We start from the raw sequence: 26,618 nt of genomic DNA, 5'->3' as shown, positions 1-26,618 counted from the left end.
GAATTCCGTCCTATGCGGCGCTGTTGAGGGCGATGTCGAGGTCCTGGCCGGTCAGGTCCCGCCAGCGGCGGCGGAAGATGTCGCGCTCGGCCTCCAGGAGATCGGTGTAGACGACGCCCTCGACGATCTCGACGGCGGAGCCGCGCCTGGCCGGCAGCCTGCCGAGCCGCCAGCGGGCGTGGCGCTCCTCCACCACCAGGACGTACTTGAACGCCCAGTCGGCCCCGCGCATCCGGTTCAGGACGCGCTGCAGGCCGGGGCTGTGGTAGCCGATGGGAGAGGCGAGGAATTCGCGCGCGAACGGCAGGTCGCTGGCGTCGATCTGGTAACGGCTCATGGCATGCTCCGGCAAAAGGGGCCGGGGCGCGCGCCGCGCACCCCGGCAGCTCTTCATGAGGTCAGTTGGTCTTGATGCGGTCCCAGGCGCGGGTATAGAGCCGCAGGTCCTTGCCGAGGTCCTCGAAGATCTGCAGCTTGGCGCGGACCTCCGCCGTCGGATTGATCGAGGGGTTGGACTTCAGCGCGTCCGGCAGAAGATCCACCGCGGCGGTGTTGACGACGCCGTTGGTCAGCCGCTCGGAATTCCTCGCGGCGACCTCCGGCCGCATCAGGAACTGCAGGAACAGCTTGGCATTGTCCGGGTTCGGCGCATTGGCCAGGAGGCAGACGTCCTCCTGGTACATGGTGGCGCCCTCCTCCGGGATGACGAAGCCGAGGAGCTCCGGGTTCTGCAGCACGTTCAGCACCCCGCCGACATAGTAGTGGCCGGCCGCGACGTCGCCCGCGGTGACCAGCGGGATCACGTCGTAGCGGAACGCGCCGATGTTCGGCTTCTGCTCCATGATGTAGGCCTCGGCCTTCGCCACCTCGTCGGGGTCGCGCGAATTGACGGAGGCCCCGGTCATGATCAGCCCGACGCCGAGCGTCTCGCGCAGGTCGTCGAGCATGGTCACCTTGCCGGGATTGGCCTTGGCGTATTCGAAGAACTGCTTCCAGGACGTCAGCTCGGGGATCAGCGTCTTGTTGTAGAGCACGCCGACGGCGCCCCAGGCATAGGGCAGGCAGTAGTCGCCGTTCGGGTCCTCGTGCGAGCGTAGCGCCGCCTTGTCGATGTTCTCCCAGCCCGGCATCTGGTTGGGATTGGCCGGCTGCAGCAGCCCGAGCTGCTGCATGATGTCGTGCATGTGCACGGAGGGCCAGACGAGGTCGTAGCCGGACGCCCCGGCCTGGATGCGCGCCAGCATCTCCTCGTTGGTGGAATAGGTGTCCAGCGTCACCTCGACGCCGTATTCCTTGCTGAACTCGTCGACGATTTCCGGATTGATGTATTCGCCCCAGTTGTAGAGGCTGAGCTTTCCTTCCGCCGCCGCCATGTTCGCCGACAGCGCCAGCACCGACGCCATGCCCACGATCCGACCGAGCATTCCCTTCATGTCACGTACTCCCCTTCTTGGTTTTCAAGGCTTGCGGTTGCGCAGCAGCAGACCGACGGTCGCCACGACGAAAGAAAACAGGATGATCAGGACCGCGAGCGCGGTGATCTGCGGCCGGAGGCCGCGGCGCATCATTGCCAGGATGAACAGCGGCAGGGTCTGCGAGCCGACGCCGGCGATGAAATAGGTGATCACCACGTCGTCGAGCGAGATGATGAAGGCAAGCAGGAACCCGCCGACGACGCCCGGCATGATCTGCGGCAGGGTCACCCTGCGGAACGTCGTCAGGGGTCCCGCCCCGAGGTCGGCCGAGGCCTGCTCCAGCGTGGTGTCCATGCCGGCGAGCCGCGTCGACACCACGACGAAGACGTAGCTCGAGAGAAACGTCACGTGGCCGATGATGATGGTGAGCAGGCTCAGCTGGAACCCGGCGCCGACGAAGAACACCAGCAGGGCGATGCCGAGGACGATGTCCGGCACGAGCATCGGCAGGATCAGCAGCGCCTGATAGAAGCGCTTGCCGACGAACCTGTAGCGCGCCAGCGCGATGGCCGTGACGGTGCCGATGACGGTCGAGATCGTCGCCGCCGAGACTGCCACGAGGAAGCTGTTCTTCACCACCGCGAAGATGCGTTCGGGCGCCTCGGTGAAGGCGGCGTCGAACGAGCCCTTGACGCCGGCGCCGCCGAAGATCGTCGCATACCAGTCCAGCGTGAAGCCGGTCCACACCGCCATGTTGATGGGATTGGCGTTGAAGGAATAGAGCAGGATCAGCCCGAGCGGCAGATAGAGGAAGGCGAGGAACAGGAAGCCGTAGGCGTTGAACAGCGTCGGCCACAGCCGGAAAGTCTTGAAGCCCCTGAACATCAGACTGCCCCTTTCGTCTGCGTGCGCGCCGCTCGCGTCAGCTGGATCATCAGGACCAGCACGACGGAGGCCATGATCAGCAGCGCCAGCGCCGCCCCGAACGGCCAGTCGCGCGACTGGAGGAAGGACCGCTCGATCAGGTTGCCGGTCATCTGCACCTTGGAGCCGCCGAGGAAGGCGGGCACGATGAAGTTGCCGAGCGCCGGGATGAAGACGATGATCGACCCGCCGACGATGCCCGGCGCCGTCAGCGGCAGGATGACGCGCAGGAACGTCTGCAGCGGCGTCGCGCCGAGGTCCTGCGAGGCGCGCACCAGCGAATAGTCGAGCTTCTCCACGTTCGCGTAGATCGGCAGGAACATGAAGGGCGTGAAGATGTAGACCATGCCCAGGACGACCGCGAAGCTGGTGAACAGCATGTCCAGCGGCTGGGCGATCAGCCCGAGGCCCTGCAGCAGGGTGTTTATGAAGCCGGTCGGGCGCAATAGCAGCAGCCAGGCATAGATGCGGACCAGGAGATTGGCGAAGAACGGCAGGGTGATCAGGAAGAGCACGAAGTTCTTGCGCCGCTCGCCCATCCTGCTGACCCAGAAGGCCGCCGGATAGCAGATCAGCAGCGAGAACAGCACCGTGAGGCAGGCGATCTTCAGCGAGCCGAGGAAGATCGACAGATAGATCGGGTCGAACTCCTCGTAGTCGTTGAGCGGCCAGCCGAGGATGCGCCCGTAGTTGAACGGATACCAGGTCCACTCGACGCCGCCGTAGAGGCCGGGCTCGAGGACGCTGTAGACGACCATGATGCCGAGCGGCACCAGGAAGAAGACGCCGAGCAGCAGCGTGACCGGCGCCAGGAGCAGGAGCAGCGCGCGCCGCCTGCGGGATCGGACGGTGTCGCCGGCGATCATCTCAACCTCCCGCGGCGGCGATGAGATGCACCGATTCGGGGGAATAGGCGATGCGGACGGAAGCACCGGGCGCGACGGCGGCGCTGGCGCCGGCCCGCTCGTGGCGGTGGTGCAGGATCGCCGTCCGCCCGAAGCCCACGTCGACATGGACATGGACGATGGAGCCGACGAAAACGGCGTCCTTGACCGTGCCCTCGATCGTACAGCCCGCCCCGCCCTCGCCCGGTTCGGCGATGCGCAGATGCTCGGGCCGCAGGACCAGCGTCACGCCGTCGCCGACGGCGAAACCGTCGCTGCGGGCGGCGAGCCTGCGGCCGTTGGCCGTCTCGATCGTCAGCAGCCGGTCGTTGCGCTCCGTCACCCGGCCCGTGAAAAGGTTCGAGGTGCCGACGAAATTCGCCACGAATTCGTTGGCCGGCGTGTCGTAGACCTCGGTCGAGCGGCCGATCTGCTGCAGCCTGCCGTTCGACAGGACGGCGATCCGGTCCGACATGGCCAGCGCCTCCTCCTGGTCGTGGGTCACGAAGATGAAGGTGATGCCGACGGAATGCTGCAGGTTCTTCAATTCGATCTGCATCGTCTCGCGCATCTTGCGGTCGAGCGCCGAGAGCGGCTCGTCGAGCAGCAGGACGCGCGGCTTCAGCACCAGCGAGCGGGCGAGCGCCACGCGCTGCTGCTGCCCGCCGGAAAGCTGGGCGGGGCGGCGGCTGTCGAACCCCGAAAGGCCGACCATCTCCAGCGCCTCGCCGACGCGCCGGTCGCGCTCGGGCTTGCGCACCCCGGCCACGTCGAGCCCGTAGCCGATGTTCTGGGCGATCGTCATGTGGGGAAACAGCGCGTAGTTCTGGAAGACCGTGTTGAAGGGGCGGCGGTGCGCCGGCACGCCCTTGAGGCTGCGGCCCTCCAGGAGCAGGTCTCCTCCGTCGAGATCCTCGAATCCTGCTATGCACTTGAGGAGCGTGGTCTTGCCGCAGCCGGAGGGGCCGAGAAGCGTCAGGAACTCGTTGTTCCTGACGTCGATCGTCACGTCGTCCAGCGCGCGAACCTGCGCGCCCTCGGGCGTGTGATACGCCTTGTGCGCAGAGGCAATCTGCAAAAAGCCCATTCGTTTCCCTCTGGGGTATAATTTGTTTGTTTTTGTGAATATAAAAAAACATACTTTGACCGTTCCGACAAACACATTCTTCGCTTCAGGCACAGAAAGTGACGCCGGATCGCCCCAACCCGCAGGAGTGAGCAGACGATGAGCAGAGGTGCACGAAAACTGGGCTGGAAGCTGCAGGGCCGCCCCGGTCCGGGCAATGCGATCACCGACGTCAAGGGCGTGCTGGTCGGCACGACGACGCTGAACGAGCCGGAGGGCCGGGTCCGCACGGGCGTGACCGCGATCCTTCCCCTCGGCCATGCCCGCGAGCCGCGGATCGTCCATGCCGGCATCCATGCGCTCAACGGCAACGGCGAGATGACCGGCGCGCACTGGATCCGCGACGCCGGCTATTTCTTCGGCCCGATCTGCATCACCAACACCCACGGCGTCGGCATCGCCCATCACGCGGCGGTGAAGTGGATGATCGCGCATTATGCGCAGGCCTTCCGCGAGCATCATCTCTGGGCGATGCCGGTGGTCGCCGAGACCTATGACGGCGTGCTGAACGACATTAACGGCCAGCACCTGCGCGAGGAGCACGTGCTGGCCGCGCTGGACGGCGCCAAGGCCGGGCCGGTCGCCGAGGGCAATGCCGGCGGCGGGACGGGCATGATCTGCTACGAATTCAAGGGCGGGACCGGCACCGCCTCGCGGCTGGTGGCGCTCGCCGGCCGCGAATACACGATCGGCGTGCTGGTGCAGGCGAACCACGGCCGCCGCGATTGGCTGACCGTGCTGGGCGAGCCCGTCGGCCGGCAGCTGACCGGCGACCGTCTCCTGGAGCGCGAGCAGGGCTCGATCATCGTCGTCGTCGCGACGGACGCGCCGCTGCGCCCGGACCAGCTCGACCGGCTGGCGCGGCGCGGGGCGATCGGCATCGGCCGCTCGGGCACGCCGGGCGGCAACAGTTCCGGCGACATCTTCCTCGCCTTCAGCACCGCCAATGCCCGCCCGCTGCCGCAGCTCGACGCGCCCCTGCAGACCCTTTCGCATCTCAACGACGAGATCCTGGACCCCGCCTACGAGGCGGTGGTCGAGGCGACCGACGAGGCGATCCTCAACGCCATGCTCGCGGCCGAGGACATGACGACGCTGAAGCCGCCGGGGCGGGTGTGCAGGGCTCTCGACGCGGGCCTGGTGACCGGGATGCTGCGCCGCGCGGGCAAGAGCGACTGACGGTCCGCCCGCCGGCCGGGCGGTCCTCACAGGATCTCGAAGTAGCGGCGCAGTTCCCAGTCGGTCACGGCGCGCGCGAACTGGCGGGCCTCGAACAGGCGGGAATCGGCGAAATGGCGCACGAAGTCCTCGCCGAACAGCTCCCTCGCCGCCGCCGACTGCGACAGGAGCACGGCGGCCGTCTCGAGGCTGCCGGGCATGCGCCGGTTCTCGGGCGGCTCCTGCGCATAGGCGTTGCCCGTCGACGGCGGCCCGGGATCGATCTCGCCCTCGATGCCGAGAAGCCCCGAGCCGACGGCCGCGGCCATCGACAGGTAGGGGTTCACGTCGGAGCCCGGCACGCGGTATTCGAGCCGCTGCGACCGCGCCGAGCCCGGGATGACGCGGATGCCGACGGTGCGGTTGTCGATGCCCCAGGTCGCCGCGGTCGGTGCCCAGTAGCCGGGCGTGAGCCGCGCGTAGCTGTTGACGTTCGGCGCGACCAGCGCGGAAAACTCGCGCAGATGGGCAAGCTGCCCGCCGAGGAAATGGCGCATCGTCCGGCTCATCCCGTGGCCGTCGGACGCGTCGTGGAAGAGCGGCCGCCCGTCGCGCGACCAGAGCGACATGTGGGTGTGCCCGCTCTGGCCCGAGAGCGTCTCGTTCCACTTGGCCATGAAGGTCGCCATCAGGCCGCGCTGCTGCGCCAGGATCTTCATGAACGCCTTGAAGAGCGAGGCCTTGTCCGCCATGGCGAGCGCGTCGTCCACGGCGATCGCGGTCTCGACCACGCCCGGCCCCGTCTCCGCATGCAGGCCCTCCAGCGCGATGCCGATGGATTCGAACGTGTCGAGGATGTCCTGATAGAGGTCCTCCTGCACCAGCGAGCGCAGCACCGAATAGCTGAAGCTGCCGTGCGACAGCGTCTGGAGGTCGCGGAACCCCTTCTCCTCCAGCGTGTCCGGCGTCTCCCGGAACATGAAGAACTCGAACTCCATGGCCGCCCGGACGGAGAAGCCCATGTCGGCCGCGCGCCGCAGCACCCGCCGCAGCACGCCGCGCGGGCAGATCGCCTCCGCCGTGCCGGCGAACTCGCTGGCGAAGAAGACGGTCTCGTTGCGGAAGGGCAGGATCATCCCGCTTTCGGGGATGATGCGCAGGCTGGCGTCCGGATAGCCGGTGTGCCAGCCGGTATAGTGCGAATTGTCGTAGAGCGTGTCGGCGACGTCCCAGCCGAGCAGGGCATTGCAGAAGCCGTAGCCGTCGTCGAGCGCCGACAGGAACTTGTCGCGTGCGATGAACTTGCCGCGCAGGACGCCGTCGACGTCGAAGACGCCGACCTTCACGTGCCTGGGGCTCTTCTCGCGAACGAACGCCCGCACCTCCTCCACCGAGGAGAGATTCAGTTTTTGACCCGGCATCCGGACCCTCCGCCTGTTGACGCCTGTACTCGCCCCGGCGGGCGACCCGCCGGGGGAAACGATCTCGCAAATCGATCCGGAAATTCGACCGGGGGTCAGAGGCCCACGTCGGCGAAGACGTCCGCCATCGTCTCCTCGAGGATGTCGAACATCGTGTCGATCTGCGCCTCGGTGATGATGAAGGGCGGGCCGAGGACGATCGCCTGGCCGAGCGGACGGCAGATCAGCCCCTTCTCCAGCGCCTTGTTGGCAATGCGCTCGGGGATCTGCAGCCGGCCGTCCAGCGGCGCCTTGGTGGCCTTGTCGGCGACCAGCTCGACGGCTCCCATCAGGCCGACGCCGCGCGCCTCGCCCGCATGCTTGTGCCGGGCGAGACGGTTCAGCCCGTCGAGGAAGCGCGGGCTGACCCGGCGCACGTTCTCCAGCAGCCCCTCCGTCTCGATCACCTCCAGCGCCTTCAGCGCGACCGCGCTGCCGAGCGGATTGCCGCCGGCGGTGAAGCCGTGCGGGAACTCCTCGGCCGCCGCGGACGCGCGCGTCAGCGCATCGGCGAGCTCCTGGCCGAGAATGATCGCCCCCATCGGGAAATAGCCCGCCGTGATGCATTTGGACGCGACGATGGCGTCGGGCTGGAGGTCGTATTTCACGCTGCCCCACATCTCGCCGGTGCGGCCGAAGCCGGTGATCACCTCGTCGGCGATCAGCGGAATGCCGTATTTGCGCAGGATCGGCCGGATCGCCTGGAAATAGCCCTCCGAGGGCGGGATGACGCCGCCCGCGCCCTGCACCGGCTCGCAGAACATGCCGGCGATCGTGTCCGGCCCTTCCTTGATGATCATCTCCTCGAGGTTGCGCGCCAGGCGCTCGGAGAATTCGCGCTCGCTTTCGCCCGGCCTGGCGTAACGCCAGTAGTGCGGGCAGTCGGCGTGCAGGAAGCCCGGCAGCGGCAGGCCGAACTCGGCATTGTAGGCCTTGCCGGTCATCGAGGCGGTGGCGACCGTCACGCCGTGATAGGCGTTGACGCGGGTGATGATCTTGCGGCGCTGCGGCTGGCCGTTGCGGCGGTGCAGCATCCACAGCATCTTGACGACCGTGTCGTTCGCCTCCGAACCGGAGTTGGTGTAGTAGACCTTGCCGCCCTCGAAGGGCGAGAGCCGGATCAGTTTCTCCGACAGCGCGACGGTCGTGTCGGCGATGCGGCCGAAGAAGGCGTGGTATCCGGGGAACCGGCGCGCCTGATCGCAGATCGCATCGATGAGCCCCTGGTGGTTGAAGCCGGCCACGTTGTTCCAGAGCCCGGAATTGGCGTCCATGTAGCTTTTGCCGTGCACGTCGAAGACGTGGATGCCCTCGCCGTGGGTGAGCACCACCGGGCCGTTGCGGTTGAGCGTTTCCAGATCGGTGAAGCCGTGGAAGACGCTCTGCATGTCGCGCTGCTCCCAGGAATTCTTGGCGTGTTCGTTCATCGGACGAGCCCCTCAATGTTTTTTTAGGTCTGAAAAGACATTCACACGCCGCCGCCTTTTGGTCAAGCGGGAGGAAGCCGTTTCTTTTCCGGTTCCGGATGAAGGCCGCAGACGTCCTTTCGCCGGTCGTCTAGCACTCCCCGGCGCGGGGTTCGCTTGGGGCGCGCCGTCGCGAAATGTCCGCCTTCGAGGAAGCAATTTCCTTCCGATCCGCGGAAATTTGGATGCCGGTTCCTTAAATCTACTAATTTTATGGATAATATAAAAATACCTTCCAGCCCGGCGGAAAGCTGGGTGCGACGGAAGTTTAGACTTTTTTGAAAATGGGGACGTTTCAACATGATAGTGCAAAAGACCTTCCGGCGGGCCATCCAGACGGCCGCGGCGGCAGCCTTCCTCGCGACGACCGTTCTTTCGGGCATCGCCCATGCCGGCCCGACGCTGGACAAGATCAACCAGCGCGGCGCCATCAAGGTCGGCGTCGGCACGACGCCCGGCTTCTTCGCCCCCGACAGCAACGGCGAATGGCAGGGCTTCTTCATCGACTTCGGCCGCGCGCTGTCGATCGCCGTCTTCGGCACGCCGGACAAGGTGGAGTTCACCTCCTCCTCGCCGCAGCAGCGCCTGCCGGCGCTCCAGAGCGGCGAGTTCGACATCCTGCTCTCGGGCGTGACGGTCACCGCCACCCGCGCCTTCAAGCTCGGCTTCCACTTCGGCCCGACGATCTTCTACGACGGCCAGGGCATCCTCGTGCGCAAGGACCTCGGCGTCGCCAAGGCGGCCGACCTCGACGGCGCGACGATCGGCGCGCAGAGCGGCACGACGGGCGAGCTCAACGTCGCCGACTTCTTCCGCAAGACGGGCAAGACCTTCACGCCGGTCACCATCGAGGACACGGGGCAGTTCATCGACGCGCTCGAATCCGGCCGCGTCGACGCCATCACGCAGGACTCCTCCGACCTCGTCGGCAAGCGCACGCAGCTCAAGAACCCCGACGACTACGTGCTCCTGCCCGAGCGCCTCTCCAAGGAGCCGCTCGCGCCGGCGATCGCCGGCGGCGACGACCGCTGGCTGGAGCTCGTCAACTGGACGGTGAACGCCACCATCCAGGCCGAGGAATGGGGCATCACCTCCGCCAATGTCGACGAGTTCCTGAAATCGGAGGACCCGGCCATCCAGCGCTTCCTCGGCGTCGACCCGTCCTTCGGCAACGACCTCGGCCTCGATCCCAAGTGGGCCTACAATATCATAAAGACCGTCGGCAATTACGGCGAGATCTTCGAGCGCCACCTGAAGCCGCTCGGCTGGGAACGCGGCTACAACAGCCTGTGGACCGACGGCGGCCTGCTCTACTCGCCGCCCTTCCGCTGATGTCGGACGCGAGCATGCTCCTGACCGTCCTGCCGGGCCCGCCGCGGCCCGGCATCCTCGACAGGATCCGTGCCTGGTTGGGCGGCTGGCCGATCGGCCAGCTCGCCTTTCTGGCGCTCGTCGCCCTCGTCGGCGCGCTGTTCGTCGGGAACGTGTTCCAGACCATGGCGCGCGTCGGCATCCTGCCGGGCTTCGGGTTCCTCTCGGGCTCGGCCAATTTCGAGATCGGCGAGAGCCCGATCGCCTTCCGCGCCGGCGACAGCTATTTCCGGGCGATCCTCGCAGGCCTCCTCAACACGCTGAAGGTCTCGCTCATCGGCTGCGTCCTCGCGACGGTCTGCGGCGTCGCCGTTGGCGTCGCCGGCCTGTCGCGCAACCTGCTGCTGTCCGGTCTGGTGCGCTGGTTCATCGAGATCACCCGCAACACGCCGCTGCTCCTCCAGCTGTTCTTCTGGATGTCGCTCGCCAAGGCCCTGCCCGCGCCGCGCCAGGCCTCCGCGCTGTTCGGCACGGTGTTCCTCACCAATCGCGGCGTCTACCTGCCGGCACTGTCGCTGGAGGGCGGCCCGCTCGGCCTTCCCGCCGCGCTGGCGCTCGCCGCCGTCGCCGGCATTGTCCTTGCCCTCTCGCTGCGCCTTGCCGGCCGGCTGACGCCGCGTTCCGGCATCGCCGCATTCGCCCTGCCGCTCGTCGCCGTCCTGCTGTTCCTCCTCGCCTCCGGCGCGCGGCCGGCCGCCGAGGCCCCGGCGCTCTCCGGCTTCAACATCCGCGGCGGCCTCAACCTCTCGCCGGAATTCGCGGCGCTGCTCACCGGCCTCACCGTGAAGTTCGCCGCCCTCATCGCCGAGATCGTGCGCGCCGGCATCCAGTCGGTCGGCACCGGGCAATGGGAGGCGGCGCGCGCGCTTGGCCTGCACGACGGCCAGATCATCCGTCTCGTCGTGCTGCCGCAGGCGCTGCGCGTCATCACGCCGCTGACGACGTCGAGCTATCTCGACCTCACCAAGGATTCGAGCCTCGCCGTCGCCATCGGCTTTCCCGACCTCGTCAGCATCGTCAACACGACCGCCAACACGACCGGCCAGTCGATGGAGGCGCTGATCATCCTGATCGGCACGTTCCTCGCGATCAACCTCGCGCTCTCGGCGCTGATGAACACCTACAACAACCGCGTCGCCCTCAGGGGAACCGTGCGATGACCGCCGCCCTCTCCCGCATCCTTACGACGCTGCGCAGCGGGCTGTTCGGCACGCGCGCCAACACGCTCGTCACCGTGGCGACGGTCCTGCTGCTCTCGCAGGTCGTGCCGCCGCTCGTCCGCTGGGCGGTGCTCGACGCCACCTTCGGCGGCGATGCGGCCGCCTGCACGCGCGCGGGCGCCTGCTGGGCCTTCGTCGCCGCCAAGCTGCGCTTCATCCTGTTCGCCTTCTATCCGCCGGGCCTGCAGTGGCGCCCGGCCCTCGTCATCCTGCTGCTGGCGGCGATCCTCGTCGCGAGCGCCCTGCCGCGCCTCTGGGGCCGTCCGCTGCTTGTCGCCTGGCCGCTGACGATCCTTGCCTGCTGGCTTCTGATGCAGGGCGCCTTCACGGCGACGCCGATCCCCTCGAACCAGTGGGGCGGCCTGCCGGTGACGCTCTTCGTCTGGGCCGTCTGCTTCGCCGCGGCGACGCCGATTGCCGTGCTCCTGGCGCTCGCCCGCCGCTCGACGCTCGGCGGCCTGCGCACCTTCTCCGTCCTCTACATCGAGCTCATGCGCGGCACGCCGATGGTCGGCATCCTCTACGTCGCCATGCTGATCCTGCCGATGGCCCTGCCCGACAGCCTCTCCGTCGACAAGATGCTGCGCGCCATCGTCATGGTGACGCTGTTCTGGGCCGCCTATATCGCCGAGGTGATCCGCGCCGGCCTCCAGGCCATCCCCCCCGGCCAGTCGGAGGCGGCGACGGCGCTGGGCCTCGGCTACTGGCGCACGCAGCGGCTCGTCGTCCTGCCGCAGGCGTTGCGGATCGTCATCCCCGGCATGGTGAACCTCGCGATCGGCTTCCTGCTCGCCACCTCGCTGCTCGCCGTCATCGGCATCTTCGACCTGCTCAACGCCGCCCGCGCCTCGGCGGCCGACCCGAACTGGCTCGGCTTCTACAACGAGGCCTATCTCGTCGTGGCGGCGGTCTACTTCGTCATCTGCTTCGGCGCCTCGCGCTACAGCCAGTGGCTCGAAGGGAAGCTCGCCGGCGGCAGGACGTGCCCGCGCACGGCATGACCGCAACCGCCGGAGGGAAGCGGCGGCGATGCCGGATTTCCATTTCTCATGCAATATATAAATTAAATAGAAATTTCTCGTACGCCCCGCGGATTCCCGTATTTTCGGGAGGAAATTCCTCCTTTGAAGTCCACGCCCATGTCCCCGCGCAAAATCGTTCTCGGCACCATCCTCTATCCCAGCGGCCACCACGTCGCCGCCTGGCGGCATCCCGCCACCCAGGTCGATGCCAATGTCGACGTCGGCCACTACATTCGCGCGGCGCGCGCCGCCGAGGCGGCGGGGTTCCAGATCGCCTTCATCTCCGATCGCCTCGGCGTGCCGAAGAGCCGGCCGGAGGCCCTTCGCCGCATCGACGAGTGGTCGCACGGCTTCGAGGCGCTCACCCTCGCCGCCGCCGTGGCGACCGCGACACAGACGATCGGCGTCGTGGCGACCGCCTCCACCACCTTCAACGAGCCCTACAATCTCGCCCGCCTGCTCGCGTCGCTCGACCTCATCAGCAACGGCCGCATCGGCTGGAACATCGTGACCTCGTCGCTGCAGCAGGAGAGCGACAACTTCAATCCCGGACCGGATTTCGGCCATGCCGCCCGCTATGCGCGCGCCGACGAGTTCGTCGACGCCGTGCTCGCGCTCTGGGGAAGCTGGACCCCCGAGCGTCTCGTGCGCGACAAGGAGAGCGGCGTCTTCTTCGAGGCGGATGCCGTGACGCGCGTCGACCACGAAGGGCGGTATTTCCGCAGCCGGGGGCCGCTCAACGTCATTCCGTCCCGTCAGGGCCGGCCGCTGCTCGTCCAGGCTGGCTCCTCCGACGCCGGCAAGGCGCTCGCCGCCCGGACGGCCGACGTCGTCTTCACCGCGCAGACCGACATCGTGTCGGCCCGCGGCTTCCGCCAGGACATCCGCAAGCGCCGCGCCGTCGACGGCAGGAGCGCCGACGACGTGCTGGTCCTGCCCGGCATCTTCCCCGTCATCGGCGCCACCAGGAGCGAGGCGGAGGACAAGTATGCGGAGCTGCAGAGCCTGATCCAGCCGGACGTCGCGCTCTCGCTGCTGGAGACCTATCTCGGCGACGTCGACCTTTCCGGCGTCGACATCGACGGCCCCCTTCCCGACCTGCCGGTCTCGAACTCCATCCGCAGCCGCCAGTCGCTGCTCGTCGACCTCGCCCGCAAGGAAGGCCTATCCGTCGGCGCGCTTGCCCGTCGCATCGCCGGCGCCCGCGGCCACTGGCAGGTCGTCGGCACGCCGGAGGAGATCGCCGGCCAGATCGAGGACTGGACGGCAAGCGGCGCCGCCGACGGCTTCATGCTGCTGCCGCCTACGTTCCCGCAGGGCCAGGACGACTTCATCGCCGGCGTCGTCCCGCTGCTGCGTGCGCGCGGCCTTCTCGACCCCGGCCCGGAGAACGGCTCACTGCGCGAGCGGCTCGGCCTGCCCGCCCTCGCGCGCAACGGACCGTCGCGGGTCCGCAGCCGCGCCTGACATCCAAGACACCAACCCCGAAACGAACGGACGCAACGATGCTCACCGCCGTCAAAGCCCTTCTCGCAACCTCCGCCGCGCTCGCCACGCTCTGGCCAGCGCTCGCGCAGGCCGCTCCCATCACCGTCGCTGATCCCGGCTACGCCACCGCGCAGGGTACCGCCTATGTCGTGAAGGCGCTGCTCGAAGATCAGCTCGGCAAGGAGGTCCAGGCCGTGAAGGCCGGCTCCGTGCCGGTCATCTGGGAAGCGCTCAACCGCAATGCCGGCGAGATCGACATCTGGACCGACGTCTGGCTGCCGAACCAGCAGGCGCTCGTCGGCCAGTATGCCGGCGAAGGCGGCAAGGTGAAGCTCGCCGCCAATTCCTACGCCGGCACGCAGGGCTACTGCACCACGAAGGCGACCGCCGACAAGCACGACATCCGTTCCGTCTTCGACCTCTCCGACCCGGCGAAGGCCGCCGTCTTCTCGGCCGACGGCAAGGGCAAGGGCCGCATCTGGATCGGCGCCGCCGGCTGGCTCTCCACCAACATCGAGACGGTGCGCGCCCGCGACTACGGCTTCGCCGACTTCTTCGAGCTGCAGACGACGGACGAGGCGGTCGCGACCGCCGACCTCGACGCCGCCGTGAAGGCCGGCACCGGCTGGATCGGCTATTGCTACGGCCCGCACCAGAATTTCGCCCGCTACGAGCTCGCGGTCCTGGAGGAGCCGGCGCACGACGCCGCGAACTGGACCTTCGTCGAGCCGTCCGATCCGAACTGGCTGGAGAAATCCTCGATCAAGTCGGCCTACAAGGATGCCGAGATCCACATCGCCTATTCGAGGTCGCTCGCCGAGAGCGCGCCGGAGGTGGCCGCGATCCTGGAGAAGGTGACGTTCACGACCGACGCCGTCAGCAGGCTCGCCTTCGCGATCGCCGTCGAGGGCAAGGCGCCGGACGATGCGGCCCGGGAATGGCTCGCCGCCAATCCGGACGTCGTCGCCGGCTGGCTCGGGAACTGATCCCGTGATCGAGCTCGAGGACGTCTGGAAGGTTTTCGGCGCGGACGAGCGGGCGATCCTCCGGGAAGCCCGCCGCGACGCGCCCGACGAAGCCGTCCTCAAGCGCCTGCGCGCGGTCGTCGGCGTGGCCGGCGCCAGCCTTTCCGTCGGGAAGGGAGAGCTCGTCTGCCTGATGGGTCTTTCCGGCAGCGGCAAGTCGACGCTCGTGCGCCTCGTCAACCGGCTGCTCGAACCGAGCGCCGGTCGGGTGCGGATCGACGGCGGCGACATCCTCTCGCTCGGGCCGAAGGCGCTGCGCGAGCTGCGCTCGCGGCGCATTGGCATGGTGTTCCAGTCGCATGCGCTCGTCGCCCATCTCTCCGTGCGCGACAACGTCGCCCTGCCGCTCGAGATCCGCGGCGTCGCGCGCACGAAGCGCGAGGACCGGGCGGACGAGCTCCTCGCCCGCGTCGGGCTGGACGGCCTCGGCGACCGGCGGGTGGGCGCGCTTTCCGGCGGCATGCAGCAGCGCGTCGGCCTTGCCCGGGCGCTTGCCGCCGATCCCGACATCCTGCTGATGGACGAGCCGTTCAGCGCGCTCGATCCGCTGATCCGCCACGACCTGCAGACCCAGTTCATGGCGCTGTCGCGCGAGCTCGGCAAGACGACCGTCTTCGTCACCCACGACGTCGACGAGGCCTTCCGCATCGCCGACCGCGTCGTCCTCATGCGCGCCGGCCGCATCGTGCAGACGGGCACGGCCGAGGCCCTGGCGAGCCGCCCGGCGGACGATTACGTCCGCCGCTTTGTCCGCAACGCCCGCCTCCCCGCGTGCGACGCACAGCCTTCCGCCAGAGTCAGGGCCTTCGCATGAGCGACCACAGCGCCTGGGACGAGGCCGTTTCGCGCTTCGCCGGCATCAACGGCTCCTACTACCGCAGGGCCTTCCGGCGAATCGGCGAGCGGCGCGGCTACGTGCCCTCGTTCAATGTCGCCGCCGCCCTGTTCGGGCCTGTCTGGTTCGGCGGGCGCCGCCTGTGGTCGGCCTTCTGGCCCGTCCTCGTCGCCGACCTGCTCGCCGCCGTGCTCATCGCCTTCGCGCTTTCGGGCGGAGCGAGCGGAGAACAGGGCGCCCGCGCCGACCGCCTCGCGACCCTTGCCGCCACGCGCCTCGCCGAGGCGAGGACCGCGAACGATGCGGATCCCGGCTCCGCCATGGCCAAGTCCCTGACGCGCTCCGCCGCAGCACTGGAGCAGGCGGCAAAGGATGCACGGCAGGCGGCGGAGGACGCGAGGTCCGGCGCCTCGCTGATCGTCGCCATCGGCGGCGGCCTGCTCCTCCTGGCGCGCCTTGCCGCCGGCGGTCTCGCCGACCATATTGCCGAGCGCCGCTTCCGCGAATGGCGGCTGGAAGGCGACGCCGGCAAGGCCGGCTTCAGCCTGCTGCACGCCGCCGGCGCCGCCGGCCTGCTTGCCGTCTTCGTCCCGATCGTCTTCCTCCACTTCGCCGACCGCACGCTGTTCGACGCCGTTCCGAGCGATCCCGCCTGGAACTCGGCCGCCGCCGCCCGGCTGAATGCGGGCGTCGCCGCCGTCAGCGGCGCGGCGTCGCCCGTGGCCGGCCGCCTCACAGCGGCGATCGACGCCATGCTCGGCCTGATGGAGGGCATCCTCACCGGCACGCCCTGGCCCGTCGTCATGGCCGTGATCCTCGCCCTCGCCTGGCAGCTCGCCGGCTTCCGGGTCTTCCTGCTGACCTTCGTCGCCGTCAGCTATCTCGCCATCCTCGGCTACTGGGAAAAGAGCATGCAGACCGTCGCCCTCCTCGGCACGGCGGCGCTGATCTCCGTAGCGATCGGCATCCCGCTCGGCGTGCTGTGCGGCTACAACCGGCGGGTCGCGGCGGTCATGCGTCCGCTGCTCGACTTCATGCAGACCATGCCCGCCTTCGTCTATCTGATCCCGGTGATCGCGCTGTTCGGCATCGGCAAGCCGTCCGGCATCATCGCGACCGTCATCTTCGGCATTCCGCCGGTCGTGCGGCTGACGGCGCTCGGCATCGCCTCGGTTCCCGCCGCCGTGCGGGAGGCAGCGGTCGCCTTCGGCGCGTCGCGCACCTTCATCCTCTTCAGGATCGACCTGCCGACGGCTGCGCCCTCGATCATGGCCGGCGTCAGCCAGACGATCCTCATGTGCCTGTCCATGGTGGTGATCGCCGCCCTGATCGGCGCCAAGGGCCTCGGCGAGGACGTGCTGCACGCCCTGCAATATGCCGCGCAGGGCCAGGGTCTCCTCGCCGGCCTCGCCATCCTGCTCTGCGCGATCGTCCTCGACCGCATCGTCCAGGGCCGGCAGTCGCCCTGACGGGCGGCTCCGGACGGAGCAGCGCCTGCATCACGCCCGGGCCGCCTATCTCGCCGGATACCGCGATCCCTCCAGCTTCACGACGGCCTTCGAGAAGACCTACGGCGTCACGCCCAGACACCGCCGGGCCTGAGGGCGGCCGCCCGGCACGACCGCACCGGACGGCATCCGTCTTTGGCAGGGTCCTTCAGTCGGCGGCCTGCAGATAGGCCTGCCAGCAGCCGAGAAACGCCTCGCGCTGCGCCGCCGCTTCCGCCTCGTCCGTCGCGAAGATGTTGATCGCGTCGAGGGCCGGCAGGGCTACGTGGTCGCTCACCACGATGTCGTTGCGGCTCGGGCGGCGGACGGTGTTTTCGAGGAGCGCGATCTGTATCTCCTTCGAGAGCAGCGCGTCCATCGTGCGCCGGCCGAGCTCCGCGGCTGATCGCCCGCTGAAACGGCGACGGGCGCCCGGCGGCAGGCCGGGCGCCCGTCTTTCGATCGATCGGGCGGGCGGTCAGGCCGCCCTGCTCACCTGGCGCTCGCCGCCGGCCTTCGAGCCCAGCCTGAACTGGCGCAGGAGCTGGTTGAGCGCGTTGACCTCCATGGCGAGGCTGTGGCTCGCGGCGGTCGTCTCCTCGACCATCGCCGCGTTCTTCTGGGTATCCTGGTCCATGGTGTTGACCGCCGTGTTGATCTGCTGGAGCCCGGCCGACTGCTCCTGCGCGGATTCGACGATGGCGGCGACGTGCTGGTTGATCTCCTGCACCTCCGCGACGATCGCATCGAGCGCCCGGCCGGTGTCGGCGACGAGCTGGACGCCCTCCTCCACCTGCTGGTTCGACGTCGTGATGAGCGCCTTGATCTCCTTGGCGGCGCTCGCCGAGCGCTGCGCGAGCTCGCGCACCTCCTGCGCGACGACGGCGAAGCCCTTGCCGGCCTCTCCCGCGCGCGCCGCCTCGACGCCCGCGTTCAGGGCAAGGAGGTTGGTCTGGAAGGCGATCTCGTCGATCACACCGATGATGTTGGAGATCTCGTTCGAGGATTTCTCGATCCGCTCCATCGCGATCACCGCCTGGCGCACCACCTCGCCGGACCGTTCCGCCCCGACGCGCGTGCGGGAGACGAGCTGCCCGGCCTCGTGGGCGCGCTTGGCCGCGTCCTTGACGGTCGTCGTGATCTCCTCCAGCGCCGCGGCGGTCTCCTCGACGGCGGCCGCCTGCTGCTCGGTCCGCTTCGACAGGTCGTCGGCGGCCGACTTGATCTCGTTCGCGCCGGCGTCGATGCCGCGCGCGTTCTCCGCGACGCGCAGCAGCGCATCCTGCAGCTTGGCGGCGGAGCTGTTGAAATCCTCGCGGACGGCATCGAGCTGCGCCACGAAGGCCTGCTCGATGCGGCAGGAGACGTCGCCGTCGGCGAGCTTCGACAGGGCCTCGGCCAAGCTGTCGACCGCGAACTTGATGTCCGCCGCCTCCTTGGCCGCCTTGCGCTCGCGGGCGATGCGCTCCTCCTCGCTGAGGCTGCGGTTCGCGTCCGCCTCCTGTTCGAGCCGCGCCTTCTCCCGGTTGTTGTCGAGCAGCACCTCGAGCGAGCGGGCGAGGTCGCCGATCTCGTCCCTGACCTGGCTGTCCTTCAATTCGAGCTGCAGATTGCCCTGGGCGATCTGCGCCGTCTCGCCGATGATGTTGGAGATGCGGCCGATGAAGCGGCGGGCGATCAGCCAGCCCGCGAGCGCAAGCAGCGCGGCGGCGGTGGCGACGATCAGGGCCGCGTCGCGCATCATCGCGTTCAGCTGCGCGAAGACCGTGCTCTTCGGAACCGCGACGATCGCATACCACGTGATCTCCGGGGTGAGCGTCACCGGCGACGCGACGGCGAGGTAGGCCGTGCCGTCCGGCGCCGCGATCTCGCGCTCGGCGCCCGGGTCGGCGACGAGCGCGTCCCACCCGGCCGTCTCCGCGCCGCCCTCGGCGAGCGTCTTGCCGATCAGCGCCGCGTTGGGGTGGCCGACGATCTTGCCGCCGCCGCTCACCAGGCTGATATAGCCCGTCTCCATGGGGTGGATGGCCGAAAGCGCCTTGCTCGTCTCGGTGAGCGAGAGGTCGAGACCGGCGACGCCCATCACCTTGCCGCCGACGACGATCGGCTTGGAGACGGAGGTGATCAGCACGTCCTTGCCGTCGATCGCGTAAGGATAGGGCTCGATGACGACGGTCTTCTGCTGCGTGAAGGGCAACTGGTAGAAATCGCCGGGGCCCGGCACCGCGTAGTCGGTGAGCGCCGTGTTGGAGATCTCGCCGTTCGCGCCGCGGACGAAATAGGGCACGTAGCGGCCCGTGGCGTCGTAGCCTTCCGCATTGACGAAATCGGCGTCCCTGCCGTCGAAGGCATCCGGCTCCCAGCCCGTCCAGAGCGCGAGGATGTCGGGGCTGCGCTCGAGCATGTGGTGGACGACCCGGTCGGCCCTGGCACGCTCGGCCTCGCCGTTCTCCTTCATGGTCTCCAGCACCGCCCCGAGCCCGTCGATGATGCGCACGGTGCCGCCGATGCGGTTTTCGGACGCCAGGGCTTCCGCCTTGGCGATCTGCCGCATGCGGTCGAGGCTGGTGCTCCGCACGTCCTCGTAGGAGCGATAGAACAGCACGGCCGAAGCCGTGATGGTCGCGATCAGGCCGCAGGCGGCGACCGCGAAGATGTTGCGGCCGGTGGCCGAACTCAGCAGCATATTTCATGTCCCCCAAAACGCTCCGCTGCCCGATGCTCCGGCATCGTCCGCGGTCCTCCTCGAAGCCGAGAAGCTTCGTTCCGGCAGGTTATGCGGCCATGCTTAACGAATTGCTTCCATCTGCCGCTTTTTTGGGCATGTCGGACGATCCGATGCCGATGCGGCCGGGGCTAGTCGGCGGTCCAGCCGCCGTCGACCATCAGGGCCGTTCCGGTCACCATCGCCGCGGCGTCCGACGCGAGATAGACGACGGCCGCCATGATGTCCTCCACCCGGCCGAGCCGGCCGAGCTTGATCTTGTCGGTGATCCACTTCACGCGCTCGGGATTGGCGAAGGTCTGCTCCGTCAGGGCCGTGCGGATGAAGGTCGGGCAGATGGTGTTGACCCTGATCCCGTGCGGCCCCCATTCGATGGCCATCGACTTGGTGAAGCCCTCGACCGCATGCTTGGTCGCGCTGTAGACCGCGCGGTCGATGCCGCCGACATGGGCCATCTGCGAGGAGATCGTGATGATCGAGCCGGGCCTTTTCGCCGCCATCAGGCCCTTGGCGACCGCCTGGGCGAGGAAATAGGCCCCCTTCACGTTCACGGCGAACGCCGCGTCGAAATCCTCCGGCGTCGTCTCGACGGCCGCGCCGTGGCGGGCGATGCCCGCACTGTTCACGAGGACGTCGAAGGGCCCGCTCGCCGCCACGGCCTCCGCCGTCCCGCGCACGTCGGCGACGTCGAGCGGCAGCGCCCTCGCCTTGTATCCCTCGCGGGCGATCGCATCGGCGGCCTCTTCCAGCCTCGCCGACGGCCGGGCCGCCAGCGAGACGGACGCTCCGGCCTCCGCAAGGGCCATCGCCGCCCCGAGCCCGATGCCGGAGGACGCGCCGGCGACGAGCGCCGACTTGCCCTCCAGCCGGAAGGACGGGGTGCGGGGAAGCGATGGAGACATGGCGTTCATCCTGTCATCGGAGGGATCGCGCGCCGGTCACTCCGCCGCCGCGCCGTAGGGGATGTTGCGGCCGCCGTAGCGGCGGACGCGCACGTTCGCCTGTTCCGCGTGGCCGACGAAGCCCTCCAGCAGGCACAGGCGCGAGCAGTATGCACCGATCTCCGCGGCCGCGGCATCCGTGACGACCTTCTGGTAGGAATGGGTCTTGATGAATTTTCCGACCCACAGCCCGCCGGTGTAGCGTCCAGCCTTCCTGGTCGGAAGGGTATGGTTGGTGCCGATCACCTTGTCGCCGTTGGCGACGTTCGTCCTCGGACCCAGGAACAGCGCGCCGTAGGAGTGCATCTTCTCCAGGAACCAGTCGTCGCGGTCGGTCATCACCTGGACATGCTCCGAGGCGATGTCGTTGGCGACGTCGAGCATCTCCTCGTACGTGTCGCAGACGATGACCTCGCCGTAGTCCCTCCACGACACGGCGGCCGTCTCCGCCGTCGGCAGGATGGAGAGGAGGCGGTCGATCTCCGCAAGGGTGCCGCGCGCCAGCCTTTCGGAATTCGTCACGAGGACGGCCGGCGAATTGTAGCCGTGCTCGGCCTGGCCGAGCAGGTCGGTCGCGCACATCTCCGCATCGACGGTCTCGTCGGCAATCACCATCGTTTCCGTGGGGCCGGCGAACAGGTCGATCCCGACCCGGCCGTAGAGCTGGCGCTTGGCTTCCGCGACGAAGGCGTTGCCCGGGCCGACGAGCATGTCGACCGGCCGGATCGTCTGCGTGCCGAGCGCCATCGCGCCGACCGCCTGCATGCCGCCGAGCACGTAGATCTCGTGCGCCCCGCCCATGTGCATGGCCGCGACGATCGCCGGATGCGGCTCGCCCTTCTGCGGCGGCGCGGCCGCGACGATGCGCGGCACGCCGGCCACCGACGCCGTCAGGACGGACATGTGCGCCGAGGCGACCATCGGGAACTTCCCGCCGGGAACGTAGCATCCGACGGATTGCACGGGGATGTTGCGATGGCCGAGGATGACGCCCGGATAGGTCTCGACCTCGACGTCCTTCATAGAATCCCGCTGGACCTGCGCGAAATTGCGGATCTGCTTCTGCGCGAACCGGATATCGGCCATGTCGCGCTCTGACACCCGGTTCATCGCCGCCTCGATCTCCGACGGCGACAGCAGGAAGGAGGGAGGCGAGAACCGGTCGAATTTCTCCGAGAGCGCGCGGACGGCGGCGTCGCCCCGCTCCTCGATGTCCTTCAGGGTGGCTTCGACGACGGCGCGGACCTTCGCGTCGTCGTCCGCCCGATCCGCGGCGGGCTTTCCGGTCTTCAGATGGCGAACGGGCATGGCACACACTCCTCTTGCTCTCCAGCGAACGATAAGGCGGCCTTGCGCTCCGGTGCAAGTTTTCAGTATGATCATGAAAAACTTTCACAGGATCCGCCATGAAGCCCACCGCCAAACAGGTCGCGCATGCCGCCAACGTCTCGCTGTCGGCGGTCTCCCGCGCCTTCCTGCCGGGAGCGCCGCTCGACGCGGAGAAGCGCAGGCGGATCCTCGCCGCCGCCGCGGAGCTCGGCTATGTCAGCCCCGCGCGGCGCACCGCGGAGGCGATCGCGGCCGGGACGGTCAGCCTCGTCACCGGCGACCTCGCAAATCCCTTCTATCCGCTGGTGCTCGAATCGCTCGCGAAGAGCCTGCAGGCGAAGGGCCAGCAATTGCTCGTCTATGCGCTGCCCGAGGGAACGACGGTGGATTCGGCGATCGACCAGGTCGTCGCCGCACGCCCGCGCGCGGTGATCGTCACATCCGCCCACCTCACTTCCGGGATGGCGGCGGCGTGCCGGCAGCACGGGATCAGGATCATCCTGCTCAACCGCACCCAGCTCGATGTCCGCGTCGATGCCGTCGCCTGCGACAACTATGCCGGCGGCCGCGATGCCGCGCAGTTCCTGCTCTCCCGCGGCCGCCGCAGGATCGGCTTCGTTGCGGGCCTTGCCAGCACGTCGACGCATGTCGAGCGCGCCCGCGGCTTCCGCGAGCGCCTGAACGAGGAAGGCCGGGACCTGCATGCCGTCGTCGACGGCGCCTTCAACTACAGGATCGCCTATGCCGCGGCGAAATCCCTGCTGGAGGGCAGCGATCCGCCGGATGCCCTGTTCTGCTGCAACGACCTGATGGCGCTGGCGGCGATCGATGCGGCGCGGGAACGGGGAATGTCGGTGCCCGGCGACCTCGCCGTCGTGGGGTTCGACGACATACCCATGGCCGCGTGGAATTCCTACCAGCTCACGACGATCCGCCAGCCCCTGGAGCGCATGGTCCAGGAAACGGTCAATCTCATCGAGGAAAACGACCTGCCGCCGATCGGCGAGGGCGTGGTGCGGATCCTGCCGGGCAAGCTGGTGGTCAGGGCGAGCGCCTGACCGGGCGGCCCCAGCCCCGCCTCAGGGCGCGGCGGAAACCTCCTCGCTGATCCGGTCCGCCGCGTCGAGCAGCACCGGCAGGAAGTCCCGCTTCAGCTCCTCGATCGAGCGCCGCATCTTGTGCGATCCCACCGCGCCGTGCGCGAGGGCCGGTTTTCCGCCCGCGGCCAGTCGCTGAGCGTGGAGCTCAGCGGCAAGACCATGCTGCTGGTCGGCTACGGGCAGATCGGCCGCGAAGTCGCCAGGCGCGCCCGGGCCTTCGGCCTGGAGATCGCCGTCTACGACCCGTACCTGAACGCCATCGAGGCGGACGTCCGGCGCTTCGCCGCGCTCGACGACGCGCTCGCGCACGCGGACATCGTCAGCCTCCATGCCCCGCTGACGCCGGAGACCCGCAACATCCTCGGCGCGCGCGAGCTCGCCCTCCTTCCGAGGAACGCCATCGTCGTGAACGCCAGCCGCGGCGGCCTCGTAAACGAGGAGGCCCTGGCGGAGGCGGTGGCGAGCGGCGCCATCCACGGCGCCGGGCTCGACACGTTCGACCGGGAGCCGCTGCCGCTCTCCTCGCCCCTGATCGGGCAGGACCGCATCGTCCTGAGCCCGCATTCCGCGGCACTGACGGAAGGCGCGCTCATCGCGATGGGCGTGAAGACGGTGGAGAACGTCCTCGACGGCCTCGACGGCCGGCTGGACCCGCAGCTCGTCGTCAACAGGACCGCCATGGGAGGGAACCGGCCATGAGACCAAACAGGGTGAGGGAGCGCTGGAACGCGGGAGAGGCCGCGGTGTCCGGCTGGCTTTCCTTCGGCAACAGCTATACCGCGGAAATCGTCGGCCTGAGCGGGGTGGACTGCGTCACCATCGACCTGCAGCACGCGATGACCGACGTCTCCGACATGATCGTCATGCTGCAGGCGATCTCCGCGACGCCGGCCACCCCTTTCGTGCGCGTTCCCAACGCGGAGCCGGGGATCATCATGAAGGCCCTCGACGCCGGCAGCTACGGCATCATCTGCCCGCTCGTGAACAGCGTGGGGGATGCGAAAGCCCTCGTCGACGCCTCCTCCTATCCGCCGCTCGGCGGGCGCAGCTTCGGCCCCGCCCGCGGGCTTCTCTACGGCGGCCCGGACTATGCGCAGCACGCCGACGCGACGATCGTCCGGCTGGCGATGATAGAAACCCGCGAGGGCCTCGCCGCCGTGGACGACATCTGCGCGGTCGACGGACTGGACGGCATCTTCGTCGGCCCGAGCGACCTCGGGCTCAACCTCGGCAGGGGCACCGCGGCAGACCCGTCCGACTCGGACGTCCGCGCCGCGATCGACCGGTGCCTCGCCGCGGCGAAGGCGGCGGGCAAGCGGGCGGGCCTCTTCTGCCCGTCGGGGGCCGTGGCGAGACGGCGGGCCGAGCAGGGCTTCGACTTCGTCGTGCCGAACAGCGACGCCAATCTCCTGAAGGCCGCCCTGGCCGCCGAACTCGCCGTCATCGGCAAGGCATGAGGTGCACCATGGAAGCGAGGGTTCTCGAAGACTGCCGCAACGAGCTCGGGGAAGGATGCTACTGGGACCACCGGGACGGAACGCTCTGGTGGACGGACATCGAGCGCAGCTGCGTCTACCGGCGGACGGACGGCGGGCAACTGACGCGCTATCAGCTGCCCGGCCGCGCCGGCTTCATCCTGCCGCGGAAGGGCGGGGGTTTCGTGCTCGGCTTCCCGAAGCAGATCGCGCTTGCCGACGGCGCGCTCACGTCCTTCGCGAAGCTCCACGATATCGAGACGGCGCTGCCGCAGACCCGCGCGAACGACGCGACGGTCGATCCCTACGGCGGGATCGTCTTCGGCACCTTCGACGAGACGCAGGACATGGAGGCGCGCCGGCCGATCGCCTCCCTCTACCGGCTCGGCCCGGACGGCGGCCTCGTCCGGCTGCTGGGCGGCATCACCACGAGCAACGGCCTCGCCTTCTCCCCCGACGGCGCGATCATGTATTTCGCCGACACCGCCGTGGGCACGATCCGGCGGTTCCGCATCGGCCCGGATTTCTCCGCGTTCGACGAAATCTCGCCGCTCGCCGGTCCGGACGCGGCACCCGGCTGCCCGGACGGCGGCACGGTCGACGCGGAGGGGAACTACTGGAGCGCGCGGGTCTGGGGCGGCTGCGTCGTGCGCTTCGATCCGGACGGGCGGGTCACCGCGAGGGTGGACCTTCCGACGAAGGGACCGACCTGCGTGGCGCTCGGCGGCGACGGGCTCAGGACCCTCTACGTCACCACGCTGCGCGTCCGCCATACCGCCGAGGAGCTGGCCGCCGCGCCCCATGCCGGCGGCGTCTTCGCCGTCGAGGTCGACATCGCCGGCATGGAACAGCGCCTCTGCTCTTTCTAGAGCATTTCCGGTGAAATCCGGGCCACCGGAAATGCTCTAGATTATTGTTTTTTCCGCATTATCCGACGCCGAAGCGATCCCGCTTCGGCTGGAAATGCTCTGGGCGCCGCCGCGAGCATGCGAAAAGGCCCGGCATTCCGCCGGGCCTTCCTCGTTCAGCGTCGCGTCCGTTTCAGTTCGCGATCGGCGCGTAGCTGCCGTTGCTCCAGCGGTTGATGTCGTAGCTGGCGTCCTTCAGGTCGCCCTTCTCGTCGAAGACGACGGTTCCGACGACGGTCTCGATCGGCTCGCCGTTCTTGAGCGCCTCGGCGACCTTGGTGGGATCGTCCGAGCCGGCCCGCTCGATGCCCTGGGCGAAAGCCTGGATCACGGCGTAGGAGAAGAGCGTAAAACCTTCCGGCTTGAAGCCGCCGGCGGAAATCTTCTCGACGGCCTCCTTCGCCTCGGGCTTGGCCTGCGGGTCGGACGGGAAGACGAACAGCGTGCCCTCGCCGGCAGGCCCGGCGACCTGCCAGAATTCCGGCGAGGCGATCGAGTCGGGCATGATGAGCTGGAACTTGTAGCCCTGCTCGGCGGTCTGGCGCAGGATGAGGCCGGCTTCCGGATGGTAGCCGCCGAAATAGACGACGTCGACCTTGGCGTCCTTCAGCTTCGTCACCAGCGCGTTGTAGTCCTTCTCGCCGGCATTGATGCCCTCGTAGAGGATTTCCGTGAGCCCGTTCGCGTTCATCGTCGCACGCACCGCGTCGGCGACGCCCTGGCCGTAGGCCGTCTTGTCGTGCAGGACCGCGACGTTCTTGCCGGCATATTCCTTGGCGATCCACGGGCCGATGAAGGCGCCCTGGGCGTCGTCACGGGTGTAGAGGCGCATGATGTTGGTCCAGCCCTTGGCGGCCGCGTCGTCCGTCATCACCGGGTTGGAGGAGGCCGGGCTCATCATCAGCGTGCCGTTCTCGGCATAGACCGCCGAGGCCGGAATGCTGGAACCCGAGCAGGCATGGCCGTCGACGAAGCTGATGCCGGCCGCGGTGATCCGGTTGGCGACCGAGACGGCCTGCTTCGGATCGCACTGGTCGTCCTCGAACTGCAGCGCGATCTGCCGGCCGAGCACGCCGCCCTTGGCGTTGATGGCGTCGGCGGCCGCCTGCGCGCCCTGCTTGAACTGGTCGCCGATGGTGGCGAGCGGCCCGGTCATGGGGCCGGCCACGGCGAAGGTCAGGTCGTCCGCCCGCGCCGCCGTCCCCATGAGCAGGCCAAGCGCCGTGCCGATGATCAGGATGTTTCTCATGTGTCTCAGC

At 68.5% G+C, this 26,618-nt stretch carries 24 protein-coding genes; 12 read left to right on the top strand and 12 right to left on the bottom strand.

Features of this window, described 5'->3' with window-relative positions; genetic code table 11:
• Window positions 1-10: 10 nt before the first annotated feature.
• From NNZ72_RS13760 to NNZ72_RS13740, 5 genes are all read right to left on the bottom strand, one after another.
• Window positions 11-337 carry a N,N-dimethylformamidase alpha subunit family protein gene (locus NNZ72_RS13760; protein WP_257315884.1) on the bottom strand — a complete coding sequence of 109 codons (327 nt, stop codon included), beginning with the start codon at window positions 335-337 and terminating at the stop codon, window positions 11-13.
• A 61-nt stretch (window positions 338-398) separates the two neighbouring features.
• The gene (locus tag NNZ72_RS13755; RefSeq protein WP_257315883.1) at window positions 399-1,433 is read right to left on the bottom strand and encodes an ABC transporter substrate-binding protein; all 1,035 of its coding nucleotides are present in this window, start codon (window positions 1,431-1,433) and stop codon (window positions 399-401) included.
• Between the two features lie 24 nt (window positions 1,434-1,457).
• On the bottom strand, window positions 1,458-2,300 hold the full coding sequence (locus NNZ72_RS13750; RefSeq protein ID WP_257315882.1) for an ABC transporter permease: 843 nt from the start codon (window positions 2,298-2,300) through the stop codon (window positions 1,458-1,460).
• Window positions 2,300-3,205 carry an ABC transporter permease gene (locus NNZ72_RS13745; RefSeq protein WP_257315881.1) on the bottom strand — a complete coding sequence of 302 codons (906 nt, stop codon included), beginning with the start codon at window positions 3,203-3,205 and terminating at the stop codon, window positions 2,300-2,302. The genes NNZ72_RS13750 and NNZ72_RS13745 overlap by 1 nt, the downstream gene beginning before the upstream one ends.
• 1 nt (window position 3,206) lies before the next feature.
• Window positions 3,207-4,310 carry an ABC transporter ATP-binding protein gene (locus NNZ72_RS13740; RefSeq protein ID WP_257315880.1) on the bottom strand — a complete coding sequence of 368 codons (1,104 nt, stop codon included), beginning with the start codon at window positions 4,308-4,310 and terminating at the stop codon, window positions 3,207-3,209.
• 138 nt (window positions 4,311-4,448) lie between these two features.
• Here NNZ72_RS13740 and NNZ72_RS13735 point away from each other — a divergent pair, with 138 nt between their 5' ends.
• Window positions 4,449-5,528 carry a DmpA family aminopeptidase gene (locus NNZ72_RS13735; protein WP_257315879.1) on the top strand — a complete coding sequence of 360 codons (1,080 nt, stop codon included), beginning with the start codon at window positions 4,449-4,451 and terminating at the stop codon, window positions 5,526-5,528.
• Between the two features lie 26 nt (window positions 5,529-5,554).
• Here the strand turns inward: NNZ72_RS13735 and NNZ72_RS13730 are convergent, their stop codons facing one another.
• Together NNZ72_RS13730 and NNZ72_RS13725 are read right to left on the bottom strand one after the other, a co-directional pair.
• The gene (locus NNZ72_RS13730; protein ID WP_257315878.1) at window positions 5,555-6,928 is read right to left on the bottom strand and encodes a glutamine synthetase family protein; all 1,374 of its coding nucleotides are present in this window, start codon (window positions 6,926-6,928) and stop codon (window positions 5,555-5,557) included.
• 95 nt (window positions 6,929-7,023) lie between these two features.
• Window positions 7,024-8,394 (bottom strand): aminotransferase, encoded by a 1,371-nt coding sequence (locus tag NNZ72_RS13725; protein ID WP_257315877.1) that lies wholly within the window; start codon window positions 8,392-8,394, stop codon window positions 7,024-7,026.
• A 339-nt stretch (window positions 8,395-8,733) separates the two neighbouring features.
• Here NNZ72_RS13725 and NNZ72_RS13720 point away from each other — a divergent pair, with 339 nt between their 5' ends.
• The 7 genes from NNZ72_RS13720 to NNZ72_RS13690 all read left to right on the top strand — a co-directional run bounded on the left by NNZ72_RS13720 (window position 8,734) and on the right by NNZ72_RS13690 (window position 16,863).
• Complete coding sequence (locus NNZ72_RS13720; protein ID WP_257315876.1) at window positions 8,734-9,765, top strand: amino acid ABC transporter substrate-binding protein; 1,032 nt, start codon at window positions 8,734-8,736, stop codon at window positions 9,763-9,765.
• 14 nt (window positions 9,766-9,779) lie between these two features.
• Window positions 9,780-10,964 carry an amino acid ABC transporter permease gene (locus NNZ72_RS13715; RefSeq protein ID WP_257315875.1) on the top strand — a complete coding sequence of 395 codons (1,185 nt, stop codon included), beginning with the start codon at window positions 9,780-9,782 and terminating at the stop codon, window positions 10,962-10,964.
• Window positions 10,961-12,025, top strand: a complete 1,065-nt coding sequence (locus NNZ72_RS13710; protein WP_257315874.1) for an amino acid ABC transporter permease — start codon at window positions 10,961-10,963, stop codon at window positions 12,023-12,025. Before NNZ72_RS13715 ends, NNZ72_RS13710 begins: the two co-directional genes overlap by 4 nt.
• A gap of 138 nt (window positions 12,026-12,163) precedes the next feature.
• Window positions 12,164-13,513: an NtaA/DmoA family FMN-dependent monooxygenase gene (locus NNZ72_RS13705; RefSeq protein ID WP_257315873.1), complete on the top strand. Its 1,350-nt coding sequence runs from the start codon at window positions 12,164-12,166 to the stop codon at window positions 13,511-13,513.
• 38 nt (window positions 13,514-13,551) lie between these two features.
• On the top strand, window positions 13,552-14,520 hold the full coding sequence (locus NNZ72_RS13700) for an ABC transporter substrate-binding protein (protein WP_257315872.1): 969 nt from the start codon (window positions 13,552-13,554) through the stop codon (window positions 14,518-14,520).
• A 4-nt stretch (window positions 14,521-14,524) separates the two neighbouring features.
• Window positions 14,525-15,373: an ATP-binding cassette domain-containing protein gene (locus tag NNZ72_RS13695; RefSeq protein ID WP_257315871.1), complete on the top strand. Its 849-nt coding sequence runs from the start codon at window positions 14,525-14,527 to the stop codon at window positions 15,371-15,373.
• Window positions 15,370-16,863, top strand: a complete 1,494-nt coding sequence (locus tag NNZ72_RS13690; protein WP_257315870.1) for an ABC transporter permease — start codon at window positions 15,370-15,372, stop codon at window positions 16,861-16,863. The genes NNZ72_RS13695 and NNZ72_RS13690 overlap by 4 nt, the downstream gene beginning before the upstream one ends.
• A 187-nt stretch (window positions 16,864-17,050) precedes the next feature.
• Here the strand turns inward: NNZ72_RS13690 and NNZ72_RS13685 are convergent, their stop codons facing one another.
• From NNZ72_RS13685 to hisD, 4 genes are all read right to left on the bottom strand, one after another.
• Window positions 17,051-17,260, bottom strand: coding sequence for a hypothetical protein (locus NNZ72_RS13685; protein WP_257315869.1), 210 nt, complete (start codon window positions 17,258-17,260; stop codon window positions 17,051-17,053).
• A 99-nt stretch (window positions 17,261-17,359) separates the two neighbouring features.
• The gene (locus NNZ72_RS13680; protein ID WP_257315868.1) at window positions 17,360-19,567 is read right to left on the bottom strand and encodes a methyl-accepting chemotaxis protein; all 2,208 of its coding nucleotides are present in this window, start codon (window positions 19,565-19,567) and stop codon (window positions 17,360-17,362) included.
• Between the two features lie 170 nt (window positions 19,568-19,737).
• Window positions 19,738-20,508: an SDR family NAD(P)-dependent oxidoreductase gene (locus tag NNZ72_RS13675; RefSeq protein WP_257315867.1), complete on the bottom strand. Its 771-nt coding sequence runs from the start codon at window positions 20,506-20,508 to the stop codon at window positions 19,738-19,740.
• A gap of 36 nt (window positions 20,509-20,544) precedes the next feature.
• The gene (gene hisD / locus NNZ72_RS13670; protein ID WP_257315866.1) at window positions 20,545-21,855 is read right to left on the bottom strand and encodes a histidinol dehydrogenase; all 1,311 of its coding nucleotides are present in this window, start codon (window positions 21,853-21,855) and stop codon (window positions 20,545-20,547) included.
• 98 nt (window positions 21,856-21,953) lie between these two features.
• On the opposite strand from hisD, the gene NNZ72_RS13665 reads away from it, so the two are divergent.
• The 4 genes from NNZ72_RS13665 to NNZ72_RS13650 all read left to right on the top strand — a co-directional run bounded on the left by NNZ72_RS13665 (window position 21,954) and on the right by NNZ72_RS13650 (window position 25,320).
• Window positions 21,954-22,934, top strand: coding sequence for a LacI family DNA-binding transcriptional regulator (locus tag NNZ72_RS13665; RefSeq protein WP_257315865.1), 981 nt, complete (start codon window positions 21,954-21,956; stop codon window positions 22,932-22,934).
• 120 nt (window positions 22,935-23,054) lie between these two features.
• Window positions 23,055-23,675: an NAD(P)-dependent oxidoreductase gene (locus tag NNZ72_RS13660; protein WP_257315864.1), complete on the top strand. Its 621-nt coding sequence runs from the start codon at window positions 23,055-23,057 to the stop codon at window positions 23,673-23,675.
• On the top strand, window positions 23,672-24,433 hold the full coding sequence (locus NNZ72_RS13655; protein ID WP_257315863.1) for an HpcH/HpaI aldolase family protein: 762 nt from the start codon (window positions 23,672-23,674) through the stop codon (window positions 24,431-24,433). Before NNZ72_RS13660 ends, NNZ72_RS13655 begins: the two co-directional genes overlap by 4 nt.
• A gap of 8 nt (window positions 24,434-24,441) precedes the next feature.
• The gene (locus tag NNZ72_RS13650; RefSeq protein ID WP_257315862.1) at window positions 24,442-25,320 is read left to right on the top strand and encodes an SMP-30/gluconolactonase/LRE family protein; all 879 of its coding nucleotides are present in this window, start codon (window positions 24,442-24,444) and stop codon (window positions 25,318-25,320) included.
• A gap of 172 nt (window positions 25,321-25,492) precedes the next feature.
• Here NNZ72_RS13650 and NNZ72_RS13645 read toward each other — a convergent pair whose 3' ends face one another.
• Window positions 25,493-26,608: an ABC transporter substrate-binding protein gene (locus NNZ72_RS13645; RefSeq protein ID WP_257315861.1), complete on the bottom strand. Its 1,116-nt coding sequence runs from the start codon at window positions 26,606-26,608 to the stop codon at window positions 25,493-25,495.
• Window positions 26,609-26,618: the final 10 nt, after the last annotated feature.

The organism is Shinella pollutisoli (assembly GCF_024609765.1).
GTDB lineage: Bacteria > Pseudomonadota > Alphaproteobacteria > Rhizobiales > Rhizobiaceae > Shinella > Shinella pollutisoli.
The sequence above is the reverse complement of the archived record's forward strand: the minus strand, read 5'-3'. Positions and strand labels throughout refer to the sequence as shown.